General features: G+C 74.9%; 20 protein-coding genes and 8 pseudogenes. 25 read left to right on the forward strand and 3 right to left on the reverse strand.

Annotated elements, in window-relative coordinates; genetic code table 11:
• Positions 1-11: 11 nt before the first annotated feature.
• From MF408_RS19385 to MF408_RS19395, 3 genes are all read right to left on the reverse strand, one after another.
• Positions 12-1,766 (reverse strand): DUF3488 and transglutaminase-like domain-containing protein, encoded by a 1,755-nt coding sequence (locus tag MF408_RS19385; RefSeq protein ID WP_240249039.1) that lies wholly within the window; start codon positions 1,764-1,766, stop codon positions 12-14.
• A 634-nt stretch (positions 1,767-2,400) separates the two neighbouring features.
• On the reverse strand, positions 2,401-3,663 hold the full coding sequence (locus tag MF408_RS19390; protein ID WP_240249040.1) for a DUF58 domain-containing protein: 1,263 nt from the start codon (positions 3,661-3,663) through the stop codon (positions 2,401-2,403).
• 14 nt (positions 3,664-3,677) lie between these two features.
• Positions 3,678-4,634, reverse strand: coding sequence for a MoxR family ATPase (locus tag MF408_RS19395; protein ID WP_240252059.1), 957 nt, complete (start codon positions 4,632-4,634; stop codon positions 3,678-3,680).
• 400 nt (positions 4,635-5,034) lie between these two features.
• On the opposite strand from MF408_RS19395, the gene mraZ reads away from it, so the two are divergent.
• From mraZ to MF408_RS19500, 25 genes and pseudogenes are all read left to right on the forward strand, one after another.
• Entirely contained in the window at positions 5,035-5,460 is a 426-nt protein-coding gene (gene mraZ / locus MF408_RS19400) for a division/cell wall cluster transcriptional repressor MraZ (RefSeq protein ID WP_240249041.1), read from the forward strand.
• 439 nt (positions 5,461-5,899) lie between these two features.
• A complete protein-coding gene (gene rsmH / locus MF408_RS19405) occupies positions 5,900-6,880 on the forward strand; it encodes a 16S rRNA (cytosine(1402)-N(4))-methyltransferase RsmH (RefSeq protein ID WP_240252062.1) in 981 nt (326 codons plus the stop codon).
• The gene (locus MF408_RS19410; protein ID WP_240249042.1) at positions 6,877-7,422 is read left to right on the forward strand and encodes a septum formation initiator family protein; all 546 of its coding nucleotides are present in this window, start codon (positions 6,877-6,879) and stop codon (positions 7,420-7,422) included. The genes rsmH and MF408_RS19410 overlap by 4 nt, the downstream gene beginning before the upstream one ends.
• 128 nt (positions 7,423-7,550) lie before the next feature.
• A pseudogene (locus MF408_RS19415) lies at positions 7,551-7,985 on the forward strand (penicillin-binding protein 2); the annotation flags it as partial.
• Positions 7,986-8,283: 298 nt separating this feature from the next.
• Positions 8,284-9,183, forward strand: a complete 900-nt coding sequence (locus MF408_RS19420) for a penicillin-binding transpeptidase domain-containing protein (RefSeq protein ID WP_240252065.1) — start codon at positions 8,284-8,286, stop codon at positions 9,181-9,183.
• Between the two features lie 191 nt (positions 9,184-9,374).
• A pseudogene (locus MF408_RS19425) lies at positions 9,375-10,037 on the forward strand (Mur ligase family protein); the annotation flags it as partial.
• A 221-nt stretch (positions 10,038-10,258) separates the two neighbouring features.
• Positions 10,259-10,723: a cyanophycin synthetase gene (locus MF408_RS19430; RefSeq protein WP_240249043.1), complete on the forward strand. Its 465-nt coding sequence runs from the start codon at positions 10,259-10,261 to the stop codon at positions 10,721-10,723.
• Positions 10,724-11,146: 423 nt separating this feature from the next.
• Positions 11,147-12,091 carry a Mur ligase family protein gene (locus MF408_RS19435; protein ID WP_345893775.1) on the forward strand — a complete coding sequence of 315 codons (945 nt, stop codon included), beginning with the start codon at positions 11,147-11,149 and terminating at the stop codon, positions 12,089-12,091.
• Between the two features lie 31 nt (positions 12,092-12,122).
• Positions 12,123-13,238 carry a phospho-N-acetylmuramoyl-pentapeptide-transferase gene (gene mraY, locus MF408_RS19440; RefSeq protein WP_240249044.1) on the forward strand — a complete coding sequence of 372 codons (1,116 nt, stop codon included), beginning with the start codon at positions 12,123-12,125 and terminating at the stop codon, positions 13,236-13,238.
• On the forward strand, positions 13,235-13,732 hold the full coding sequence (locus MF408_RS19445; RefSeq protein ID WP_240249045.1) for a hypothetical protein: 498 nt from the start codon (positions 13,235-13,237) through the stop codon (positions 13,730-13,732). The genes mraY and MF408_RS19445 overlap by 4 nt, the downstream gene beginning before the upstream one ends.
• 234 nt (positions 13,733-13,966) lie before the next feature.
• Positions 13,967-14,248, forward strand: a complete 282-nt coding sequence (locus MF408_RS19450) for a hypothetical protein (protein WP_240249046.1) — start codon at positions 13,967-13,969, stop codon at positions 14,246-14,248.
• A gap of 25 nt (positions 14,249-14,273) precedes the next feature.
• The gene (gene ftsW / locus MF408_RS19455; RefSeq protein ID WP_240249047.1) at positions 14,274-15,662 is read left to right on the forward strand and encodes a putative lipid II flippase FtsW; all 1,389 of its coding nucleotides are present in this window, start codon (positions 14,274-14,276) and stop codon (positions 15,660-15,662) included.
• 10 nt (positions 15,663-15,672) lie between these two features.
• A pseudogene (gene murG, locus MF408_RS19460) lies at positions 15,673-16,778 on the forward strand (undecaprenyldiphospho-muramoylpentapeptide beta-N-acetylglucosaminyltransferase).
• 98 nt (positions 16,779-16,876) lie between these two features.
• Positions 16,877-17,059: pseudogene (locus MF408_RS27185) on the forward strand (Mur ligase domain-containing protein); the annotation flags it as partial.
• A gap of 265 nt (positions 17,060-17,324) precedes the next feature.
• A pseudogene (locus MF408_RS27190) lies at positions 17,325-17,621 on the forward strand (Mur ligase family protein); the annotation flags it as partial.
• Between the two features lie 132 nt (positions 17,622-17,753).
• Entirely contained in the window at positions 17,754-18,206 is a 453-nt protein-coding gene (locus MF408_RS27195; protein ID WP_345893960.1) for a cyanophycin synthetase, read from the forward strand.
• A 214-nt stretch (positions 18,207-18,420) separates the two neighbouring features.
• A pseudogene (locus MF408_RS19470) lies at positions 18,421-18,495 on the forward strand (hypothetical protein); the annotation flags it as partial.
• Between the two features lie 67 nt (positions 18,496-18,562).
• A complete protein-coding gene (locus MF408_RS19475) occupies positions 18,563-18,934 on the forward strand; it encodes a cell division protein FtsQ/DivIB (RefSeq protein WP_240249048.1) in 372 nt (123 codons plus the stop codon).
• 261 nt (positions 18,935-19,195) lie between these two features.
• Positions 19,196-20,404, forward strand: coding sequence for a cell division protein FtsZ (ftsZ, locus tag MF408_RS19480; protein ID WP_240249049.1), 1,209 nt, complete (start codon positions 19,196-19,198; stop codon positions 20,402-20,404).
• 158 nt (positions 20,405-20,562) lie between these two features.
• A pseudogene (locus MF408_RS25900) lies at positions 20,563-20,736 on the forward strand (laccase domain-containing protein); the annotation flags it as partial.
• 103 nt (positions 20,737-20,839) lie between these two features.
• A pseudogene (locus tag MF408_RS25905) lies at positions 20,840-21,070 on the forward strand (laccase domain-containing protein); the annotation flags it as partial.
• Positions 20,971-21,846 carry a YggS family pyridoxal phosphate-dependent enzyme gene (locus MF408_RS19485; protein WP_345893961.1) on the forward strand — a complete coding sequence of 292 codons (876 nt, stop codon included), beginning with the start codon at positions 20,971-20,973 and terminating at the stop codon, positions 21,844-21,846. The pseudogene MF408_RS25905 and the gene MF408_RS19485, both read left to right, overlap by 100 nt.
• A gap of 57 nt (positions 21,847-21,903) precedes the next feature.
• Positions 21,904-22,431, forward strand: coding sequence for a cell division protein SepF (sepF, locus tag MF408_RS19490; protein WP_240249050.1), 528 nt, complete (start codon positions 21,904-21,906; stop codon positions 22,429-22,431).
• Between the two features lie 111 nt (positions 22,432-22,542).
• A complete protein-coding gene (locus tag MF408_RS19495; protein WP_240249051.1) occupies positions 22,543-22,833 on the forward strand; it encodes a YggT family protein in 291 nt (96 codons plus the stop codon).
• Positions 22,834-22,925: 92 nt separating this feature from the next.
• Complete coding sequence (locus MF408_RS19500) at positions 22,926-23,702, forward strand: DivIVA domain-containing protein (RefSeq protein ID WP_240249052.1); 777 nt, start codon at positions 22,926-22,928, stop codon at positions 23,700-23,702.
• Positions 23,703-23,803: the final 101 nt, after the last annotated feature.

The following is a 23,803-nucleotide window of genomic DNA, read 5'->3' on the forward strand; positions in this document are numbered from 1 at the left end:
CGCACAGCCGATCAGCGCCCGGCAGGAACCCGCTCGTCCTCGACCGAGGGAGCCCGGCCGTCGCCGCGGTCCACGCCCGCCCACAGCGACCGCGGGGAGCCAGCGGGCCCGCGAGCTGCGTCGCGGGGCGCCGGCAGCCAGCGAGTCGGCCACTGCACGAGCGTCGTCGGCCAGCCCGGGCAGCGGGCTGTCGTCACCGTCGCGGGCGTAGCGGGAGCGTTCGAGGGCATCGACGACCCGGTCGAGCGCGGCGGTCGCGTCGGGGTCGACGTCGGGTCCGGTGCGGGGCCGCTCGGGCGGGCTCTGGTCGGACCGGTCGCCGAGCAGTCCCACCAGCACGGCGCCGACCTCGCGGGGCGACCGGCCTGCGGGCCAGGGAAGGCCGAGGTCGACGGCGGTCGCGCGCAGCTCCGCCCACACCTGCTCGGGGCCGCCGGTGAGGCGGCGCCGGCGCGCCCGGTCCCGCAGCCTCCGCGGGGCGAGCAGCAGCGCGAGCAGCAGGGCGACGACCAGCACCGCGCCGAGCCCGCCGAGCAGCACCGGCAGCCAGCCGGCGCCCTCCTCCTCGTCGGCCGCCTCGACGTCGACGTCGGTGGGCTCGGGCTCGACGGTGACGCTGCCCGTGGCGTCGCTGGGGCGCAACGACGGTTCCTGCGTCGTCTGGGACTCGGTCGGGAAGTCCGGCACGTTCGCGCGGTCCACCTCGACGGTGGTGTAGTCGGGCACCCGCCCGCGGTGCTCGCGGGCGTCGGCTCGAACAGCACCCAGCCGGCGCCCTCGAAGTAGAGCTCGACCCACGTGTGGAGGTCGTGCGAGCTGTACTCGTAGGTGTCGTCGCCGAGGGCCTCGGGCTCGAGGAACCCGACCGCGACGCGGGCCGGGATCCCGACCATCCGCGCCATGATCGCCATCGCCGACGCGAACTGCTCGCAGTAGCCGACGCGCCCGTCCGGTCCCCTGTTGAGGAACGTCTCGAACACGTCGCCGCCGATGCCCGACGGCGCCCGGCGGAGGCTGTAGCGGAAGCCGCCGGAGCTGCGGAACCAGTCCTGGAGCAGCAGCGCCGCCTCGTAGTCGTCGCGCGCGGTCTCGGTGACCGACCGCGCATAGTTGCGCACGACGCTGGGGATGCCGCCAGGAACCTCGAGGAACTCCTCGTCCACCGCGCCGGTGGGGGCGTTGGCGAAGAACCGGCCGTCGGTGCCGAAGGACGGCTCGACCGCGGTCATCTCGTAGGACAGCCCGGCGGTGGTCAGGTCGTCGGGCACCGCGATGAAGTCCATCGTGTCGAGGTCGTAGCGCCAGTCGCCGTCAGCGGTCACCGACGTCGCCGGAAACTGCGTGGGGAGCCACGACGACCGGAAGTCCCCGGTCACCTCGACGTCGTAGTCGTAGGAGGTCAGCGGCACCTCCGGCGAGAGCCCGCTCGGTCCCGGCAGCTCGCCGCCCGCGCGCGCGTCGTCGGCGACGCCCCGGTCGCCGCTGCTCCACTCGATGCCGGTGAACCGGTTGAGGGACGCGATCCGGAGGTAGCGCGGGTCGGGGTCGTCGGTGCGCACCCGCAGCAGCGGGATGTCCGCGTCGCGCTGGAGGTCCCGGCGCAGGTCGGCGCGGGGGTTGTGGATCTCGATCTCGTCGTCGCCGTTGCCGGCGCCCAGGCCGAGCACGTCGACGTCGAGCACGGGGATGAACGGCGGCACCACGAGCGCCAGGGCGGTCGCGGCCACGCCGATCCGGCCGGCGCCGACGCGCAGCGCGTCGGCCATCGGGTTGCTCTCGTCCCAGGGGTTGTGCTCGTCGAGGCCGAGCGGCCGCCCCCCACCGCAGCACCTGCTCGCGGCTGTCGAGGTGGAGCATGGCGAGGAAGCCGGCCGCCGCGAGGACGAACGTGAACCAGCCCGGGCCGGTCTCGGCGAGGCCGGCGGGCACGGAGTAGACCGCGAGCAGGGGCCAGCCCGGCGACCGGCACCCGTCGCAGCGTGCACGCGAGCAGGTCGACGACGAGGACGAAGAAGAGCCCGCCGACGACCAGCAGCGGGGCCACCGGAGGTACGCCGGGACCGATGGGCGCGGCGTACGTGCCGGCCGAGTCGACCGCGAGCTCCAGGGAGCGGACGAGCCGGTCGCCGGTGTCGCCGTAGGGGATCGGACTGCCGCCGAGGTGGCCGCTGACGAACGCCACGGCCACGAGCAGCTGCAGGGTCACGGTCAGCAGCGCCGGCGTGCCGAGCCACCGCAGCAGCGCACCGCCGACGACGAGGAAGGTGCCCATGACGACCACGGGCGCGAGGTACTCCGAGGAGTCCACGACGAAGCCGCGCCACGACAGCAGCGCAGCGACGGTGGTGCCGCCCGCCAGCAGGGCCAGCAGCAGGGCCTGGGGGAGTGCGGGACGACCGGTCACCGCGCCGCTCCCGCCACGGGCCCGCCCGCCACCGGTCCGCCCGGCGCCGGTGCGCTGACGGCACGGCGGCCCAGCTCGCGCCAGGCGACGTCGATCCGGTCACGCGGTCCGATCGCGACGGCGCGCCACCCGGCACCCGAGGCGCCCCGTGCGGCCGCCGGCGACGCGGGCCGCCCTGCCCACTGCTCGACGTCGAGCACGAACGCGAGCGCGGTGCCGGCGTCGTGCCGGATCCGGCGCAGCGGGACCTGGTCGCCGCTGTCGCTGCCGCCGAGGACGGCCACGACGAGGCCCCCGCGGTCGTGGTCCGACCAGGTCGCGTCGATCCCGGGGTGCTGGGCGGTCGCGGCCAGCGCCAGCCGCTCGAGCACCGCCGTGGAGCTGTCGGGGGAGTCGGCGCCGCCGCCGTCGGTCAGCACCAGCCGGACGGCGTACCCGTGCTGCTCGAGGTGGGTGACGACCGACGCCGCGACGACGACGGCGTGCTCGAAGCTCGACCCGAGGCCCTGGCCCCGGTGGGCGCGCAGCCGGTTGTCGAGGAGCACGGTGGCGCGCGCCTCCCACGGCTGCTCCTCGCGGCGCACCATCAGGTCGCCGACCTTCGCCGAGCTCCGCCAGTGCACCCGGCGGAGGTCGTCGCCGCGGCGGTACTCCCGCACGCTGACGTCCTCGGCGGAGCCGGCGGCGAACGACTGCGGGCGGTGCTCGCTGGCGCCGCTCCAGCCGCCGCTCAGCCGCACCACCGGCAGGGTGACCGTGCGCGGTGTGACGACCAGCGGAGCGACCCCGGGGAGCGTGCGCCGGGTCTCGACCAGGCCGAACGGGTCGGACACCCGGACCGTGAGCGGGCCGACGTCGAACCGGCCGCGGACGTCGGAGCGGACCTGGTAGCTCACCTTCTGCCGCCAGTTGCGGCCGATGCCCTGGAGGACGAACCGCGGCCGGGTGCCGAGGGCGTAGGGGACCTGGTCCTCGACCAGCATGGCGCCGGCGCCGGCGCGGCCCTCGTTGACGAGGTCGAGGTCGACCCGCGCCGGCTGGCCGGCGGTGACGAGCCGCGGGTGCACCGCTCGTCCGACGGCCAGCGCCGGCCGGCGGCGACCGATCACGAACGCGGCGACCAGCGGCAGCGTCAGCACCAGCACCCCGATCCGGGTCAGGCTGGTCTGGCCGAGCAGCATCGCGCAGACGATCGTGGTCACGCCGGCCGCGAGGAACGCGCGGCCGCGGAGGGTCAGGCCGGAGAGGGTCTGTCGCACAGGATCGGCCGGCGTCAGCGGTGGTCGGGCACGGGCACCTGCGCGGCGATCCGGTCGAGGATCGCGGCGGTGCCGAGGCCCGCCTCGGCCCGGGGGAGCAGCCGGTGCGCGAGCACCGGCTGGACCAGGGCACGGACGTCGTCGGGGAGCACGTAGTCGCGCTGGTGGAGCGCGGCGTAGGCCTTCGCGGCGCGCACCAGGTGCAGGGTCGCGCGCGGGGAGGCGCCGAGGAGCAGGTCGGGGTGGTCGCGGGTGGCGGAGGTGAGGGCGACGGCGTAGCGCTGGACCGGCTCGGCGACGTGCACCTGGCCGACGATCGCGCACAGCTTGCGCAGCTCCGCGCCGTCGGTCACGGGCTCGAGGTCGTCGAGCGGGTTCAGCTGGGTGTGGGAGCCGAGCATCGCGATCTCCGCCGCCGGCACCGGGTAGCCGATCGACACCCGGGCCATGAACCGGTCGCGCTGCGCCTCGGGGAGGGCGTAGGTGCCCTCCATCTCGACCGGGTTCTGCGTCGCGACCACCATGAACGGCGACTCGAGCTGGTAGGTGACGTTGTCGACGGTGACCTGCCGCTCCTCCATGCACTCCAGCAGCGCCGACTGGGTCTTGGGGGAGGCGCGGTTGATCTCGTCGCCGATGACGATGTTGGCGAACACCCCGCCCGGCCGGAACTCGAACTCGCGCGTCTGCTGGTTGTAGACCGACACCCCGGTCACGTCCGAGGGCAGCAGGTCGGGGGTGAACTGGATCCGGCGCACCGTCGAGTCGATGCTGCGGGCCAGGGCCTTGCTCAGCATGGTCTTGCCGACGCCGGGCACGTCCTCGAGCAGCAGGTGGCCCTCGGCGAGCAGCACGACGAGGGACGCCGAGACGACCTCGCTCTTCCCCTCGATCACGCGCTCGACGTTGGCGCGGATGCGCCCGGCCACCCGGGCGACGGTGGCGACGTCGGCCCCCCGGTTGTGGTCGATCTGCTCGGCGGTCGGCGACTCCACGTCCTGGTACTCCCTGTCTCTGGCCTGCGCCCCCAGCGTAAGGCGCGAGGTGCGGCCACGGTACGGCGTCCGCGCAAGCGGGTGCCGCGGCCCGCGCTTCCTGCCCCGGCCGCCACCGCCGCTCCCCCTCCGGTGCCCCCGGGGCCACCACGGCGCCCCACTTCCTCCACTTTCCGCTCCACCCGCTCCACCGCGCCCCCTCCACCCGCCCGCCACGCCTCGTTCCCGCCTGGGAAGCGCCGGGATCCGCCGTGGCCGCAGGTCCCCGCGACGCCGCGGAGGGCGCCGGAAGGACGCTCGGACACGCCCCGATGTGGTTGACGGTGGAGGAAAGTGGAGTACTGTGGGGGAAAGTGGAGGAAAGCGGAGGTGCGAGATGCTCTTCATGGGCACCTTCACCCCCAAGCTCGACGAGAAGGGGCGGCTCTTCCTCCCGGCGAAGTTCAGGGACCGACTGGCGGAGGGCCTCGTGGTGACGCAGGGACAGGAGAACTGCCTCGTCGTCTGGCCTGCCGACGTCTTCGCGGAGGAGGCCGAGCGGGCAGCAGCGCGGCCGATGACCAACAAGGCCGCCCGGCGCTACGCACGTGTGCTGTTCGCCGGCGGCGACGAGGGCAAACCGGACAAGCAGGGGCGGATCGGCATCCCCGCCCACCTGCGCGACTACGCGGGGCTCGACCGCGACGTGGTCGTGATCGGCGTCCGGGACCGGCTCGAGATCTGGAACCCGCAGCGGTGGAGCGAGTTCCAGGCCGAGGCCCTCGAGGACTTCGCCGACCTCGACGAGGACGACGAGGACTAGCACCACCGAGGAACCAGCCGGGTCGGCCCGGCGCGCAGCACAACTCGACAGCGGATCCGCAGGACGAGGCCTCGGCCCGCTCCTGGTCGCGGTCTGGGGCACCTTCCCCGGCTCCAGAACGTCGACCCGCCGCCTCTGGGGCCCCTTCCCCGGTTCCAGAGGCGCACGCAGGGAGCGGGCAGGGACCTGGACCTGCGGATCCGTCGCAGTCTCGGACAGGGGGCAGGACAGCGGAGCAGCAGCGGGTGAGGGTCGAATGAGCATGACGGGTGCGGGCACCGCCGGTCGGTCCGGCGCGACGCCCGACGCAGCGCGCGAGCCGCGGGTGCGCGAGCTGGCGCGCGACGCGGTCACGTTGATGGCGTTCTCGGCCGCCGTGTCGCTCGGTGTCGCGCTGCTGCTCCTGCTCGGCCACGGCGCGGGGTCGCTGAGGCCGGAGATGGACGACGCCCGCCACGTCCCGGTCCTCCTCGACCGGGTCGTCGACCTCCTCGCGCCCGCGCTCGACCGCGAGGGCGCGGTCCTGGTCGACGCGACCCTCGGCCTCGGGGGCCACACCGAGGCCGTGCTGGCCCGTTGCGGCCGCGCCCGGGTGGTCGGCATCGACCGCGACCCGGGGGCGCTCGAGCGCAGCACGCAGCGGCTGGCGTCGTACGGCGACCGGTTCACCGCCGTGCACGCCGTCTACGACGAGCTCCCCGACGTGGTCGCCGACCTCGGGCTGGCCGAGGTCGGCGCCGTGCTGTTCGACCTCGGGGTCTCGTCGATGCAGCTCGACCTGCCCGACCGGGGCTTCGCCTACGCGGTCGACGCGCCGCTCGACATGCGGATGGACCCCGGCTCCGGGCCGACGGCCGCCGACGTCCTCAACACCTACACCGCCGACGACCTGGCCCGGGTGCTGCGCGACTACGGCGAGGAGCGCCACGCCCGCCGGATCGCGGCCGCCGTGGTCCGGGAGCGGGAGCGGGAGCCGTTCACGACCTCCGCGCGCCTGGTCGCCCTGCTCTACGACGCGATCCCAGCCCCGGCGCGGCGGACCGGTGGCCACCCCGCGAAGCGGACGTTCCAGGCGCTGCGGATCGAGGTGAACGACGAGCTGCGCGTGCTGGAGCGGGCGGTGCCGGCCGCGATCGCCGCGATCGGCGTCGGCGGACGGGTCGTCGTCGAGTCCTACCACTCGCTGGAGGACCGGCTGGTCAAGCGTGCGTTCACCGCGGCGACCCGGTCCGACGTCCCCGAGGACCTGCCGTTCGTCCCGGAGGGCCACGAGCCCGCGCTGCGCCTGGTCACCCGCGGCGCCGAGCAGGCCGGTGCCGACGAGGTCGCCGCCAACCCCCGCGCCGCGTCCGTGCGGCTGCGCGCCGTCGAGAGAGTCCGTCCCCGCACCCGCCCGGCCGACGAGGGAGTCGCGTCATGAGCAGCACCGCACCCCAGCTCCGCAGTCGCATCCCCCGGTTCGCCGGGGCCGCGGTCGAGCGGGCCCGGCTCACCGTCGTCCCGCGGCCGCGCACCCGGCCGCGCGCACCGCGGGTGCCGTTCGTCATCCTCGTCAGCGTCCTGCTGCTCGGCGGCGTCGTCGGGCTGCTCCTGTTCAACACCTCGATGCAGCAGGCGGCCTTCCGCACCACGGCGCTGGAGCGGCAGGCGGGGGACCTGTCGGCCCGCCAGGAGGCGCTGCAGCTGGAGCTGCAGGAGCTCCGGGACGGCGACCGGCTCGCCCGGGTCGCGCAGCGCGAGCTCGGCATGGTGATCCCGGCCGGCGGCGTCGGCGTGCTCGAGCTCGGCAGCGGCCAGGTGGCCGGCGACCCGGAGCCGGCCCAGGCCGGCCAGCAGGTGCCCGTCGACCTGCCGGGGCAGCGCCGTCCGCCGGCCCTCGACCCCGGCCCGGTGCAGGTCGTCGACCGCGACGGCGTGCCGGACCGCGATCGGGATCGCGCCCGATCTAGGTTGGGCAGGTGAGCCGACCCGACCGAGCCTCGCCGCTGCTGCGGCTGCGCGTGGGGTTCGTGCTGATCGCGATGGTGCTGTCGGTCTTCGCCGCACGGCTGGTCCAGCTGCAGGGCGTCGACCCGGCCGACTACGCCGCGATGGCCGCGGCCGAGGGCACCGAGTCCGTCGTCCTGCCGGCCGCCCGCGGCGAGATCCTCGACCGCTTCGGGGAGCCGCTGGCCGAGTCGGTCGACGGGCGGATGATCGTGGCCGACCCGGCGCTCACCGCCGACGACGCCCCCGAGCTGGCGACGTTCCTCGCCCGCCGGCTCGACCTCGACTACATCGAGGTGCTCGAGCGGCTGCGGGTGGAGGGCAGCCGGTTCCAGTACGTCGCCCGGCAGGTCCCCGCCAGCCTGGCCTCCGACGTGGTCGCCGACGCCGAGCGGAAGGGCTTCGTCGGCCTGTTCACCGAGCACGACCCGGTGCGGGTCTACCCCAACGGCGACGTCGCCGCCAACCTGGTCGGCTTCCTCGGCACGCCGCGCAAGGACGGCTCGGCGCGGGCGCTCGCCGGGCTCGAGGCGGCGTTCGACGCCTACCTCGCCGGCACCGACGGCGAGGCGCGCTACGAGACCGGCGCCGGCAACCAGATCCCGCTCGGCGACAACACGGTCACGCCGGCCGTCGACGGGTCCGAGCTGCGGCTCACGCTCGACCGCGACCTCCAGTGGTACACGCAGAAGGTGCTCCAGCAGACCGTCGAGGGCTCGCGGGGCGAGTCCGGCATCGCGGTCGTGATGGACAGCCGCACCGGCGAGCTGCTCGCGCTCGCCGACTACCCGTCCTACGACGCGAGCGACCCCCCAGGAGTTCGCGGACCAGAAGCACCTGTTCAAGTCCAGCGCGCTGACCGACGTCTACGAGCCGGGCTCGGTGCAGAAGGTGCTGACGCTCAGCGCCGTGCTCGACGCCGGTCTCGGCACGCCCCGCCAGCAGTACGTCGTCCCGCCGGTGCTCGACCGGCAGGACCGCCCCATCCACGACCACTGGGTGCACGGCGTCGAGCACCTGACCCTGGCCGGGATCCTCGCCAAGTCGTCCAACATCGGCACCGTGCTGGCCGCCGACCGGTTCCGCCCGGGCCAGCTGCGCCGCTACCTCACCGCGTTCGGCCTGGGCCGGCGTACCGACGTCGGCCCGCGCGGCGAGACCAAGGGCCTGCTGCCGAAGGGCGCGGCGTGGACCGACCAGGTCGACGACCGGATCGCGTTCGGCCAGTCGCTGTCGGTCAACGCGGTCCAGATGGTGGCGGCCGTCAACGCCCTCGCCAACGACGGCGTCCGGATCGACCCGAGCCTGGTCAAGGGCACCGCCACCCTCGACGACGGGACGCCGATCGGCACCGACCAGGTCGAGCGCCGCCGGGTCGTGAGCAGCGAGGCCGCCTGGCAGACGGCGCTGATGATGGAGCGGGTGCTCGACCCGGAGGACGGCGTCGCGTCCATCGCCTCGGTCCCCGGCTACCGGATCGCCGGCAAGACCGGCACGGCGCAGCGGGTCGCCGAGGAGTGCGGCTGCTACGACGGCAGCCACACCGCGTCGTTCGTGGGCTTCGGGCCGACCGACGACCCGCGGTTCACCATCTACGTCGTCGTGCACGACTCGCGCACCGGTGGCGGCTCGGCCGTCGCCGGCCCGGCGTTCGCGAAGCTGATGAGCTACAGCCTGCGGCGCTACGGCGTGAAGCGCACGGAGACCCGCCCCTCGCAGCTGCCCGTCGAGTGGTGATGGCCGACCCGACCCCTGCCTCCGACGTCGCCGCCACCCGCCCCCAGCACCCGGTCGCGCTGCCGTTCGGCGACCTCGTCGCGCTGGTCCGGGACCGGACGGAGGCCCGGGTGACCGGGTCCGGGGGCCCGGTCACGGGCATCACGCTCGACTCCCGGCGGGTGCTGCCGGGCGACGTCTACGCCGCCCTGCCGGGCGCCCGCGCGCACGGCATCGAGTTCGTCGACCAGGCCGTGGCCGCGGGGGCGGTCGCGGTGCTGACCGACGAGGCGGGCGCCGGTGCGGCCGGCCGGGCGGGGGTCCCGGCGATTGTCGTGCCCGCCCCGCGCGCGGTGCTCGGCGAGGTGTCGGCCGGCGTCTACGGCCACCCGGCCCGGGCGATGCGGATGGTCGGCGTCACCGGCACCCAGGGCAAGACCACCGTCACCCGCCTCCTCGACGGCGGCCTCGGCGCCGCCGGCATCACCTCGGCCGTCGTCGGCACCGTCGGCACCCGGATCGCCGGCACGGACGTCCGCACCTCGCTCACCACGCCGGAGGCGCCCGACCTGCACGGCCTGTTCGCGCGGATGCGCGAGCTCGCGGTGACCAGCTGCGCGATCGAGGTCTCGAGCCACGCGCTGGTCCTCGGCCGCGTCGACGGCGTGGTGTTCGACGTCGCCGTCTTCACCAACCTCGGCCGCGACCACCTCGACTTCCACGCCGACGTCGAGGACTACTTCCGCGCCAAGGCCTCGCTGTTCACGCCGGAGCGGGCACGGCTCGGCCTGGTGAACGTCGACGACGAGCACGGCCGTCGCCTGGCGGCCGAGGCCACGGTGCCCGTGCGCACGTTCTCGGCGGCCGGCACTGACGCCGACTGGACCGCGACCGACGTCCGGCTCGGGCCCGACGGCTCCACCTTCCGTCTCGCGGCCCGGGCGTCGACACCGACGCCCGGGTCGCCATCCCCGGCGACTTCAACGTGGCCAACGCGCTGGCCGCGGTCGCCGCCGCGGCCGAGGCGGGGCTCGACGTCGACCGGGTGGTCGCCGGCGTCGCGGCCGGCGGCGGCGTGCCGGGCCGGCTCGAGCGGGTGGCGACCGACCGCGGGTTCACGGTCGTCGTCGACTACGCCCACAAGCCCGACGCCCTGGAGGCGGTGCTGCGCACGCTGCGCCCGGTCACGGCCGGCCGGCTCGTCGTCGTCATCGGTGCCGGCGGCGACCGCGACCGCGGCAAGCGGCCGGTGATGGGCGCGATCGCGGCGACTGCCGCCGACGTCGTGGTCGTGACCGACGACAACCCGCGCAGCGAGGACCCGGCCGCCATCCGCGCCGAGCTCCTCGCCGGCGCCCGCGAGGTCACCGAGGGGGAGCGCGCCGAGGTGCACGAGGTCGGCGGTCGACGTGCGGCCATCGCGTTCGCGCTCGTCGCCGCCCGCCCCGGCGACGTCGTGCTCGTCGCCGGCAAGGGCCACGAGACCGGGCAGGAGGTCGCCGGCGTGGTGCACCCGTTCGACGACCGCGAGGTCGTCCGCGAGATCCTGGGCGGACGATGATCCCCCTCACCCTCGCCGAGGTCGCCGCCGTCGCCGGCGGCGAGCTGCACGGCGACCCGGACCTCCTCGTCACCGGGGACGCGTACGTCGACAGCCGCTCGCCCGTCGCGGGCGGGCTGTTCGTCGCCCTGGTGGGCGAGCGCGCCGACGGCCACGACCACGCCGCCGGCGCCCATGCCGTGCTCGGCAACCGGCCGACGGCGGCACCCACCGTCGTCGCCGCCGACCCGGTCGCGGCGCTCGGCCGGCTCGCCCGCCACCTGCTCGACCGCACCGGCGCCCACGTCACCGCCCTGACCGGCTCCCAGGGCAAGACCGGCACCAAGGACTACCTGGCCGCCGTGCTCGCGCGCCTCGTCGGGGGCGGAGAAGGTCGTCGCCACGGCTGCCAACCACAACAACGAGCTCGGCGTCCCTCTCACCGTGCTGCGCGCGACGGAGGACACCAGCCACCTGGTCGTCGAGATGGGAGCCCGGGGGACCGGCCACATCGCCTACCTGTGCGACGTCGCGCCGCCCCGGGTGGCGGCGGTGGTCAACGTCGGCTCCGCCCACGTGGGCGAGTTCGGGGGCCGCGAGGCGATCGCGCGGGCCAAGGGCGAGATCGTCGAGGCGCTGCCTGCCGAGGGCACCGCCGTGCTCAACGCCGACGACCCGCTGGTCGCCGCCATGCGCCACCGCACCCGGGCACGGGTGCTCACGTTCGGGACGGGCGGGGACGTGTCCTGGCGCGCGGTCGAGCTCGACGACCTCGGCCGCCCGGCGTTCGAGATCGGCCACGGCGGCTCCTGGCACCCGGTGCGGCTGCGCCAGACCGGAGCCCACCAGGTGCTCAACGCGGCGGCGGCCGCCGCCCTGGCCGTCGCCGGTGGGTTCGGGCTGGGCGACGTGGCCGGGGCGCTGTCGGAGGCCACCTCGGCGTCGCGGTGGCGGATGGAGGTCCACGAACGGGCCGACGGCCTGGTCGTCGTCAACGACGCCTACAACGCCAACCCCGACTCGATGCGCGCGGCCCTGGACGCCCTCATCGCGATCGGGCGCGCCCGCGGCCGCCGTACGGTCGCGGTGCTGGGGGAGATGAAGGAGCTCGGCGACGAGCACGACAGCGGCCACCGCGCCGTCGGCGCGGACGCCGCCCGGCTCGGTGTCGACGTGGTGGTCGTCGTCGGCGCGGCGGCGGCGGGCATCGCCGACGCCGCCGGGTCGGGACCGGCCACCCGGGTGGTGCGGACCGAGGGGCGCGAGGAGGCGTCGACGTGGGTGCGGCAGAATGCCGGACCGGAGGACGTCGTCCTCGTGAAGGCGTCGCGGGGCGCCGCGTTGGAATGGGTCGCCGACCAGCTGCTCGCCGGGTCGGACGCCCCGTGACCCGGTCGGACGAGGAGAGGACGACGACACCGTGCTAGCGATCCTGCTCGGCGGCGGCATCGCCCTCCTGACCTCGCTGCTCGGCACCCAGGTCGCGATCCGGCTCTTCACCAAGTGGGGCTACGGCCAGGAGATCCGCGACGACGGGCCGACCAGCCACCACACCAAGCGCGGCACGCCCACGATGGGCGGCGTGGTGATCATCGCCGCGGCGGTGCTCGGCTACTTCGGGGCCAAGCTGCTCACGCTCGACGCGCCCAGCGCGTCGGCGCTGCTGCTGGTGTTCCTCTTCGTCGGCATGGGCCTGGTGGGGTTCCTCGACGACTTCATCAAGATCTACAAGCAACGCAGCCTCGGGCTCCGCAGCAAGGCGAAGATGGTCGGGCAGACCCTGATCGCCCTCGTCTTCGGACTGCTGGCCCTGTCGCCGTGGCTGGCCGACGAGTCCGACGTCACGCCCGCCGGTTTCGTCCAGGTCGGCGACGTGTTCGCCACGCACAAGGTGTCGTTCCTGCGCGAGATCGAGTGGCTGGCCCTCCCGCTGCTGGTCGCGCTGCTGCTGATCTGGCTCCTCGTCACCGGCTTCAGCAACGCCGTCAACCTCACCGACGGCCTCGACGGGCTCGCGGCCGGCGCCAGCGTGATGGTGTTCGGCGCCTACACCCTGGTGAACATCTGGCAGTTCAACCAGTCGTGCGACGTCGCACCCGGCGACGGCTGCTACAACGTCCGCGACCCGCTCGACCTCGCGATCATCGCCGCCGCCATCACCGGGGCCTGCTTCGGCTTCCTGTGGTGGAACGCGTCGCCGGCCAAGATCTTCATGGGCGACACCGGCTCGCTCTCGCTGGGCGGGGCGCTCGCCGGGTTCGCGATCTTCACCCGCACCGAGCTGCTGCTGGTCGTGCTCGGCGGCCTGTTCGTGCTGATCACCGCGTCGGTGATGCTGCAGGTCGGCTGGTTCAAGGCCACCAAGCGGTTCACCGGCACCGGCAAGCGGCTGTTCCGGATGGCGCCGCTTCAGCACCACTTCGAGCTGCTCGGCTGGGAGCAGGTGACGATCGTGATCCGGTTCTGGATCATCACCGGGCTGTTCGTCGCCACCGGCCTCGGCATCTTCTACGCCGAGTGGGTGGCGAGGCTGTGACCGACGTCGACGCCCTCGGTCGCGGGCAGTCCTGGCGCGGGGTGCGGGCGGTCGTCGCCGGCTTCGGCGCCAGTGGGGCGGCGGCGGTCGACAACCTGCTGCACCTCGACGCGGACGTGACCGCGGTGGCCGACGCGGTGGGTGAGGGGCTGCAACCCCGCGCCGAGCTGCTCGAGGCGCTCGGCGCACGGTTCCGGGTCGGGAGTGACGCGACGGCGACCCTGCCCGACGACACCGACCTGCTCGTCGTCTCCCCGGGGTTCCCGCCCGGTGCGCCGCTGCTGGAGCAGGCGTCCGGGCGCGGCGTGCCGGTGTGGGGGCGAGGCCGAGCTCGCGTGGCGGCTCCGCGACCCCGAGCAGCCGGCCCCGTGGCTGTGCGTGGGCGGAGAGGGCCGCGAGACCGTCGCCACCGCCCTCGTCCCGATCCTGCGGGCCGCCGGCCTGCGCAGCGCCGCGGCGGGCGGCCACCGGCTCCCCGCTCACCGAGGCCGTGATGGACCCCGAGCCCTACGACGTGCTCGCGGTCGAGCTGTCGGGCCGCCAGCTCCACCACACCGCCGGCCTGGCCGCCGAGTCCGCCGCCGTGCTCGCAGTCGGGCAGCCGCCGGCGGGACTGGTACGCCGATCCCGACCCGGCCGGCGCCCACGCCCGGGACACCGGGCGGGTCTACGAGGGCGTCGAGCGGGCCTGCGTCTACAACCCGGCCGACCCGGCCACCGAGCAGCTGGTGCGCGAGGCCGACGTCGTCGAGGGCGCGCGGGCGATCGGCGTGACCCTCGGCATCCCGTCGGTCGGCATGCTCGGCGTGGTCGACGACATCCTGGTCGACCGGGCCTTCATCGAGGAGCGGCGGAGCAGCGCCGCCGAGCTGTGTGCCCTGGCCGACCTCGCCTCCCAGGAGCCCGCGTTCGTGACCGGTGCGCTGGCCGCGGCGGCGCTGGCCCGCGCCCACGGCATCAGCCGCTCCGCCGTGCGCGACGGGCTGCGGGAGCTCCGCCCCGCGCCCTGACCGGCCTGCGCGACACGCACCGGATGTGCGCGCCATCGGCGCCGGCGCCGGGGAGACTGGGACCGCGCTCTGGGACGGCGCGCCGTCGCGTCCCGGGCCGTCGTACGAGCAGCCGGGCCGGACAGGAGGGGTCGCCATCACCACCGCGCACCCCGAGGGCAGCACCCGGTTCCGGCTCCGACCGCCGGCCCGCCTCCTGCCGGCCCTGCGACCGGGACAGGCGGGGCGACCCGGCTGGACGGCGGCCCTGCGCGACGCCCTCGCCCGGCCGCTCACCACCTACTACCTGCTGCTCGGCTCGGTCGCGCTGCTGCTGACGATCGGGCTGCTCATGGTCCTCAGCGCCTCGAGCGTCGAGGCCTACCGCCAGACCGGCGACTCCTACGCGACGGTGAAGCGGCAGCTGATGTGGGTAGCGGTGGGGGTGCCCGCGGCCTGGGTCGCGTCCCGGGTGCCGCTGCGGTGGGTGCGCCGGCTCGCCTACGTCGCGTTCTCCGCCTCGCTCGTCCTGCTCGGGCTCACCGCCGTCATCGGCATCACCGTCAACGGCAACCAGAACTGGCTCGCGATCGGCCCGCTGCAGATCCAGCCCTCCGAGGTCGCCAAGCTCTCGGTGGTCGTCTGGGCGGCGCACATCTACGCCAACAAGGAGCGGCGGCTCGGCCGCAGCCTGCACGAGATGGTCGTCCCGGTCGTGCCCGGCCTGGCGCTCGCGACCGTGCTCGTCGTCGTGGGCCGCGACCTCGGCACGGCCCTGGTGTTCTTCGCGATCGCCGTCGGGATGCTCTGGGTGGTCGGCGTGCCCCTGCGGGTCTTCGCCATCGTCATCTGCGGCCTCGGCGCGACCGCGCTCGCGCTGGCGGCCACCGAGTCCGAGCGGCTCGCGCGCATCACGACGTTCGTCGACCCCTTCAAGGACTACCACGGCACGGGCTGGCAGCCGGCCCACGGCCTCTACGCCATGTCCAGCGGCGGCATCTTCGGCGAGGGCATCGGCGCCAGCCAGCAGAAGTGGGGCGCCCTCCCGGAGGCCCACACCGACTTCATCTTCGCCGTGCTCGGCGAGGAGCTCGGCCTCGTCGGCACCCTGCTCGTCGTCGGGCTGTTCCTGACGATCGCCTACGCCGCCCTGCGGATCGCCCGCGAGACCAAGGAGCCGTTCGTCCGCTACTGCACCTTCGGCATCGTCATCTGGCTGCTGGGCCAGATGATCATCAACGTCGGCATGGTGCTGGCGCTGCTGCCGGTGATCGGCATCCCGCTGCCGCTGGTGTCCTACGGCGGCTCCAGCCTGCTGCCGACCCTGGTCGCGCTCGGTCTGGTCGTGGGCTTCGCCCGCCGCGAGCCGGCGGCTGCCCGTGCCCTCGCGCAGCGCCGGCGCGCCCGCTCCACGGGCCTGTCGGCCCATCGGTAGCCTTCGCGCAATGCGAGTGTTGTTGGCCGGTGGCGGCACGGCAGGGCACACCTCACCGCTCCTGGCGACGGCGGCCGCGCTGCAGCGGCTCGACCCGTCGGTCGAGATCACCTGCCTCGGCACCCCCCGCGGCCTGGAGAACACCGTCGTGCCCGCGGCCGGCTACCCGCTCGAGCTGATCCCGCCGGTGCCGCTGCCCCGCCGACCGGGGGCCGACCTGGTCAAGGTGCCGGCCCGGCTGCGAGCCGCGGTGCGGGCCGCCCACGCGGTGCTCGACCGGGTGGACCCCGACGTCGTCGTCGGCTACGGCGGCTACGTGTCGGTGCCGGCGTACCTGGCGGCCCGGCGCCGGCGGCTGCCGCTGGTCGTGCACGAGCAGAACGCGCTGCCGGGAATCGGCAACAAGCTCGGCGCCCGGTTCGCCACCAGGGTCGCGGTCAGCTTCCCGGGCACACGCTGCGCGGCGCCGAGTACGTCGGCCTGCCCGTGCGGCGGATGATCTCGCAGCTCGACCGGCCGGCGCTGCGGCCCGAGGCCCGGTCGTTCTTCGGGCTCGAGCCCGACCTCCCGACCCTCGTCGTGACCGGCGGCTCCCAGGGCGCGTGGAAGCTCAACCGTGCTGTCGCCGGCGCCGCTGCCGCGCTGGGCGCAGCCGGCGTGCAGGTGCTGCACGTCGTCGACCCGCGGGGGCTGGAGGACCCGGAGTGGAAGGAGCCGAAGGCGCAGCCGTCGGTGCCCTACGTCGTGGTGCCGTTCGTCGAGCGGATGGACCACGCGCTCGCGGCCGCCGACCTGATGGTCTGCCGCGCGGGCGCCAACAGCGTGGTCGAGGCCGCCGCCAGCGGGGTGCCCGCGATCTTCGTGCCGCTGCCGATCGGCAACGGCGAGCAGGCCCACAACGCCCGCCCGGTGGTCGACGCCGGCGGCGGGCTGCTGGTCGAGGACGCCGCGTTCACCGCGGCCTACGTCGCCGACACCGTGCCCGGGCTCGCCACCGACGGCGACCGGCTGGCCCGGATGGGAGCTGCCGCGGCGGGGCTGGTCCCCGCGGACGCCGACGAGCGGCTCGCGCGGATCGTCGTCGAGGCCGCCGGGTCGGGCAGGGGGGCGCGGTGAGGATCCCGGTCCCGGCGGAGGTGCCGCCGGCCGAGGAGCTGGGCCGGGTGCACTTCGTCGGCATCGGCGGTGCCGGGCTGTCGGGCATCGCGCGGATCATGGCGCGCCGCGGCGTCCCGGTCACGGGCAGCGACGACAACGACACCCCGTTCCTCGCCGGACTGCGCGAGCTCGACGTCCCGCTCCACCTCTCCTACGACGCTGCGCACCTCGGCGACGCCGACACCGTCGTCGTCACGACCGCGGCGCGCGAGACCAACCCCGAGGTGGTCGCGGCCCAGGAGCGCGGGCTCCGGCTGCTGCCGCGGTCGGCGGGACTCAAGGCGGCGATGCACGGCCAGCGGGTCGTCGCCGTCGCCGGCACCCACGGCAAGACCACCACCACGTCGCTCCTCGCCGTCGCGCTGATCGAGGCGGGCGCGGACCCGTCGTACGTCGTCGGCGGGGTGCTGAGCGCCACCGGCCGCAACGCGGACCTCGGGCAGGGGGGAGTACTTCGTCGCCGAGGCCGACGAGAGCGACGGCGCCTTCCTCGTCTACGACACTCACGCGGCGATCGTCCTCAACGTGGAGGCCGACCACCTCGACATCTGGGGCAGCGAGGCCGCCTACGCCGCGGCGTTCGACGAGTTCGCCGACGGCATCGACCCCGCCGGGTTCCTCGTCTGCGGCGTCGACGACCCCGGAGCCGCCCGGCTGGCCTCCCGGCAGCGCGCCGCCGGGCGACGGGTGGTCACCATCGGCGAGGACGCCGGCGCCGACCTCCGCGCCACCGGCCTGCGCACCGCCGGCACCGGCACCACGTTCGACGTCGAGCGACGCGACGGCGCGGTGCTCGGCACGGTCGCGCTCCGGATCCCCGGCCGGCACTACGTCGTCGACGCGCTGGCAGCGCTGGCCACCGGGCTCGAGCTCGGCCACGACTTCACCGCCCTGGCGCGCGGGCTCGGCTCGTTCACGGGCACCGGGCGCCGGATGGAGCCCAAGGGCGAGGCCGGCGGGGTGCGGGTGCTCGACAGCTATGCCCACCACCCGAGCGAGATCCGCGGCGACCTCGAGGCCGCCCGTGCCGTCGCCGGCGACGGCCGGGTCGTCGTCGCGTTCCAGCCGCACCTGGTCTCGCGCACGAGGATCTTCGGCCGCGCGATGGGCGAGGCGCTCGGCGCCGCCGACGAGGTGGTGGTCCTCGACGTCTACCTGGCCCGCGAGGACGCCGACCCGGCGGTCACCGGCGCGGTGGTCGCCGACGCGGTGCCGCTCGCGGAGGGGCGGGTGCGCTACCTGCCCGACCGCGCCGACGTCGTACCGACGCTGCTCGGGCTCGCCCGGCCGGGCGACGTCGTGCTGACCCTCGGCGCGGGCGACGTGACCGCGCTGGCTCCCGAGCTGCTGGCCCTGCTGGCGGAGGGGGCGGCCGCCGGTGGCTGACCGGGGCGTGGAGCGGACGAGGAGACGGTTCGCGCGCCGGCAGTGGGCCCGCCGCTGGCTGACCTGGCGCTACGTGCTGGGCGTCGTGCTCGTCGTGGCGACGCTCGGCTTCGCGGTCTACGCCGTCTACTTCTCGCCGTGGCTGCGGGTCGAGGGTGCCGAGGTCGTGGGGGAGGGGCAGCTCACCGAGGCGGAGGTGCTCGCGGCGGCGGAGGTGCCGGACGGCGGCGCCCTGGCGCGGGTCGACCTCGACGCGATCGCCCGGCGGGTGCAGGCGCTGCCGGCGGTGCGGTCGGTCGACGTCTCCCGGCAGTGGCCGCACGAGGTGCGCATCGACATCGTCGAGCGGACCCCCCGTGGCCGTCGTCGACGACGGCGACTCCTTCAGCCAGCTCGACGCCGAGGGGTGGACCTTCGGCCGGCTCGCGAAGGCGCCCGACGGGCTGCCGCTGGTGGAGGTCGGGTCCGACGCCGACCGCGCGGCCCTCGTCGAGGCGGCGCAGGTCGTGGCGGCCCTCGACCCGGACGTGAGCGCCCGGGTGGAGGCGGTGGAGGTGCGCACCGTCGACCAGGTGCTGCTGCGGCTGCGGGACGGGCGCGAGGTGCGGTGGGGGAGCGCGGACCGGGCCGAGCAGAAGGCCGCCGTGCTGCTGGACCTGCTCGCGGCCGCGCCGGACGCGCGGACCTACGACGTCAGCGTCCCCGGGCTCCCCACGACCCGGCCGTAGCGCGCTCCCGGCACAGGCGCCACGGATGCCGGCCGGCGTCCCGGCGTGTCTGCGCCGCCGGGCGCCGCTTCGTCCCTAGTGTCGTCGGCACGACGAGGTTGACATAACTATAACCCTCAGGATGAGGGTAAGGGTTGAGGGACACGCCGGCCCGTCGCTTCCCCGCACGACCGTCCCGCCATCCCCAACAGCTGGCCCCACCAGCCGGCTGCCGACACCAACTGGCACACAGAACTGATTCGACGAGAGGTGAAAGCCGCCGTGGCAGCTGCACAGAACTACCTGGCCATCATCAAGGTCGTGGGCATCGGTGGTGGTGGGGTCAACGCCGTCAACCGGATGATCGAGGTCGGCCTCAAGGGCGTCGAGTTCATCGCGATCAACACCGACGCGCAGGCCCTGCTCATGAGCGACGCCGACGTCAAGCTCGACATCGGCCGCGAGCTCACCCGCGGGCTCGGCGCCGGCGCCAACCCCGAGGTCGGCGGCAAAGCCGCCGAGGACCACGCGGAGGAGATCGAGGAGGTGCTCAAGGGCGCCGACATGGTCTTCGTGACCGCCGGCGAGGGCGGCGGCACCGGCACCGGCGGCGCCCCGGTCGTGGCCCGGATCGCGCGCTCGCTCGGCGCGCTGACCATCGGCGTCGTCACCCGGCCGTTCGCGTTCGAGGGCCGGCGCCGCGCCGGCTCCGCCGAGGAGGGCATCGCCCGGCTCCGCGAGGAGGTCGACACCCTCATCGTCATCCCCAACGACCGGCTGCTCTCCATCAGCGACCGCAACGTGTCGGTGATGGACGCGTTCCGCCAGGCCGACCAGGTGCTGCTCCAGGGCGTCTCCGGCATCACCGACCTGATCACGACGCCGGGCCTGATCAACCTCGACTTCGCCGACGTGAAGTCGGTCATGGCCAACGCCGGGTCCGCGCTGATGGGCATCGGCTCCGCCCGCGGCGAGGACCGCTCGGTGGCGGCCGCCGAGATGGCGGTGTCGAGCCCGCTGCTCGAGGCGTCCATCGACGGCGCGCACGGCGTGCTGCTCTCGATCGCCGGCGGCTCCGACCTCGGCCTGTTCGAGATCAACGAGGCGGCGGCGCTGGTCGCCGAGGCCGTGCACCCCGATGCCAACATCATCTTCGGCGCGACCATCGACGACGCCCTGGGCGACGAGGTGCGGGTCACCGTGATCGCGGCCGGCTTCGACGGCGGCACGCCCAAGCGCCGGGAGGAGGGCAGCGCGCTGCGACGCGAGGCCCGGCCGCAGCAGACGCAGGAGGAGACCCGCGCCGCCGTGGCCGCAGCCGCCAACCGGCGCGAGCCCGCCGCCGAGCGGACCGAGCGGCCGGCCCCGGCGCCCGCCGAGCGGTCGGAGCGCCCGGCCGAGAAGCCGAGCGTGCCCGTGGGCGCCCGCCCGGCGCCCGCGCCGATGCAGCTCGACGACGACGACCTCGACGTCCCCGACTTCCTCAAGTAGGTCCCGGAGGACATGTACGCCTACCGCAGCACCCACGGCCCCGTCGAGCTGGCGTTCACCGACCGGCTCGGCGGGGTCAGTGCTGCGCCCTACGACGAGCTCAACCTCGCGCTCACGGGGGCGACGACCCGGCCGCGGTGGCGCGGAACCTGCGCACGGTGCTCGCCGACTTCGCCCCCGACGCCGACCCGGCGCCCGCGATGGTCCAGGTCCACGGACCCGACGTGACGTACGTCGACCACGGCGAGGCCGCCGGCTCCGAGCGGGTCGAGTGCGACGGCCAGGTCACCGACCGGCCCGACCTGGTGCTCGTGGTGCGGGTGGCCGACTGCGTGCCGGTGCTGCTCGCCGACGCCGAGGCCGGCGTGGTCGGCGTCGCCCACGCCGGGCGGGCCGGGATGGTGCGGGGAGGTGGTGCCGCGCACGGTGGAGCGGATGACCGCGCTGGGCGCCCGCCGGGTGACGGCCTGGGTGGGCCCCCACATCTGCGGCCGCTGCTACGAGGTGCCGGCGCAGCTGCAGGACGAGGTGGCCGCCGCGGTCCCGGAGAGCAGGAGCACCACCTCGTGGGGGACCCCGGGCCTCGACATCGGGGCGGGCGTCCGCGCCCAGCTCACCGCGGTCGGCGTACCGGTCGTCGACGCCGCCCGCTGCACCCGCGAGTCGCCCGACCTCTACTCCTACCGCCGCGACGGCGCCGCCGCCGGCCGGTCCGCCGGCCTCGTGCGGCTGCGAGGCGCGGCATGAGCCGCCGCGACGAGGTCGCCGCCGGGCTCGACCGGGTCCGCGCCCGGATCGCCGCGGCCTGTGCGGCCGCCGGCCGCTCCGCCGACGAGGTCCGGCTGGTCGTGGTGACCAAGTACTTCCCGGCCTCCGACGTGCGCCTGCTCGCCGAGCTCGGGGTGACCGACGTGGGGGAGAACCGCCACCAGGAGGCGGAGGCCAAGGCGGCCGAGTGCGCCGACGTGCCGGTGCGGTGGCACTTCATCGGCGGGCTGCAGAGCAACAAGGCCGCCGCGGTCGCTCGCTACGCCGACGCCGTGCACTCCCTCGACCGCGCCAAGCTGGTCGCCCGGCTCGACGCGGGCGCCGAGAGCCGGCCCCGGCCGGTCGACGTCCTCCTCCAGGTGAGCCTCGACCCGCCGGGGCGCGAGGGACGGGCCGGGGTCGACCCCGCCGACGTGGCCGACCTGGCCGACCGGGTGGCCGCCGCTCCGCACCTGCGGCTGCGCGGCCTGATGGCCGTCGCGCCGCTCGGCGAGGACCCGGCCGCGGCATTCGAACGGCTCGCCGCCATCCGCGCCGACTTCCTCGCCGACCACCCCGACGCAGGTTGGCTCTCGGCCGGCATGAGCGGCGACCTGGAGCAGGCGATCACGGCCGGTGCGACACACGTGCGCGTCGGCACCGCGGTCCTCGGATCGAGGCCCGCGGTCCAGTAATGTCCACAACACGAGAAGTCGCCCGCGCGGGGCGCAGAAGACTCGGAGGCAACAGCCATGAGCGGTGCGATGCGCAGGATCGGTGAGTACCTCGGCCTGCTCGAGGACACCGGCTACGACGAGCTCGACGACGACCGCGACGTCGTCGACGAGACCGAGCGCACCTCCTCGGCCCGGGCCGAGCGGACCGCCCGTCCCCGTCCGGCCCCCGTCGCCGACATCAGCGAGCGGCGCCGCTCCGTCCCGGCCGCCCCGGTCGCCCAGGTGGCGCCTGAGGTGGGCCCGGAAGGGGGCACCGTGGCCGAGCTCTCCCGGATCATCACGCTCCACCCGCGCACCTACAACGAGGCCCGGGCGGTGGGCGAGCAGTACCGCGACGGCACGCCGGTGATCATGAACCTCACCGAGATGGACGACGCCGACGCCAAGCGCCTCGTCGACTTCGCCGCCGGCCTGATCTTCGCCACCCGGGGCAGCATCGAGCGGATCACCAACAAGGTGTTCCTGCTCTCGCCGCCCAACGTCACCGTCGCCGCCGCCGACAAGCAGCGGATCGCCGAGGGCGGGTTCTTCAACCAGAGCTGACCGGTCGTCCGGCCGCTCCACCCAGCCCCGGGGCCGGTTGGCCCGTACGGCACACTTGAGCCGCCGGGCGACAGCGCCCGGCTTCTCTCGTTCACCAACTAGGAACTGTCGTTGTCGATCGTCGGCCAGGTCATCGAGTACGTCCTGTGGGTCTTCATCGGGCTGCTCTGGGTGCGTTTCATCGTCGACTGGGTGCAGGTGTTCGCCCGGTCGTGGCAGCCGCGCGGCCTGGTCCTGGTGCTGCTCGAGGTCGTCTACTCGGTGACGGACCCGCCGATCAAGGCGCTGCGCCGGGTGGTGCCGCCGCTGCGGCTGGGGAGCATCGCGCTCGACCTCAGCTTCATCATCGTGATGATCCTCGCCTACATCGCTCTGGGCGTGACCCGGAGCATGGCGATCTGACGTCACGGCGGTATCGTCGAGTCTCTCGACCTGCAGGTCAGGCGCTATTGTTCGCGGGACAGCAAGTCCCAGGATCGAAGATAGGTGAGGTCATGCCGCTGACGCCCGAGGACGTGAGCAACAAGCGCTTTACCCCCGTCCGGTTGCGCGAGGGCTACGACATGGGCGAGGTCGACCAGTTCCTCGACGAGGTGGAGGCCGAGCTCGCGCGGCTCACGCAGGAGAACGACGAGCTGCGCGCCAAGCTGGCCGCCGCTCAGTCGGGTGCTCCGTCGTCGTTCGACCCGGTGGCGCCCACCCAGCTCACCCCGGTGCCCGAGGCCGCTCCGGAGCCGCCGCCGGCGCCCGTGGCTGCGCCCGCGCCCGCACCGGTGAGCGCACCGGCCACCGGCGAGGTCGTCGGCGGGGTCGAGACCATCCGGGTGGAGACCGTGCCGGAGGCGTCCAACGCCGCCGCCCGGCTGCTCGAGATCGCGACCCGCAACGCCGACGAGCTGGTCGAGGACGCCAAGAACGAGGCCGACCGGATCGTGGGCGAGGCCCGCACCAAGGCCGAGCGCCTCGAGAACGAGGCCCGTGGCAAGTCCGACCGGCTCGAGTCCGACGCCCGGGCCCGCGCCGAGATGCTCGACGCCGAAACCGCCGAGCGGCGCACGCAGCTCTTCGGTGACCTCGAGAAGGAGCGCGACAAGCTGGCGCTGGAGGTCGAGAACCTCCGCTCGTTCGAGCGCGAGTACCGCTCGCGCCTCAAGAGCTACTTCACCCAGCAGCTCGAGGCCCTGCAGACCCCGGGCGACACGGTCGCCCCGTCCGAGGAGGCGCCGGCCCCCAAGCGGCTGCGCTCCATCCTCGGCGAAGAGGAGCGCTGAGCGCTCCGGCGCCTGCACCTGCACCACCGGCCGTCCCGCACCGCGGGCGGCCGGTGTGCATTTCGGCGGCTCGGCGCAGGCGGTGTGGCTGCTTGGTCGCG

Source organism: Nocardioides sp. TF02-7 (genome assembly GCF_022437945.1).
Lineage (GTDB): Bacteria > Actinomycetota > Actinomycetes > Propionibacteriales > Nocardioidaceae > Nocardioides.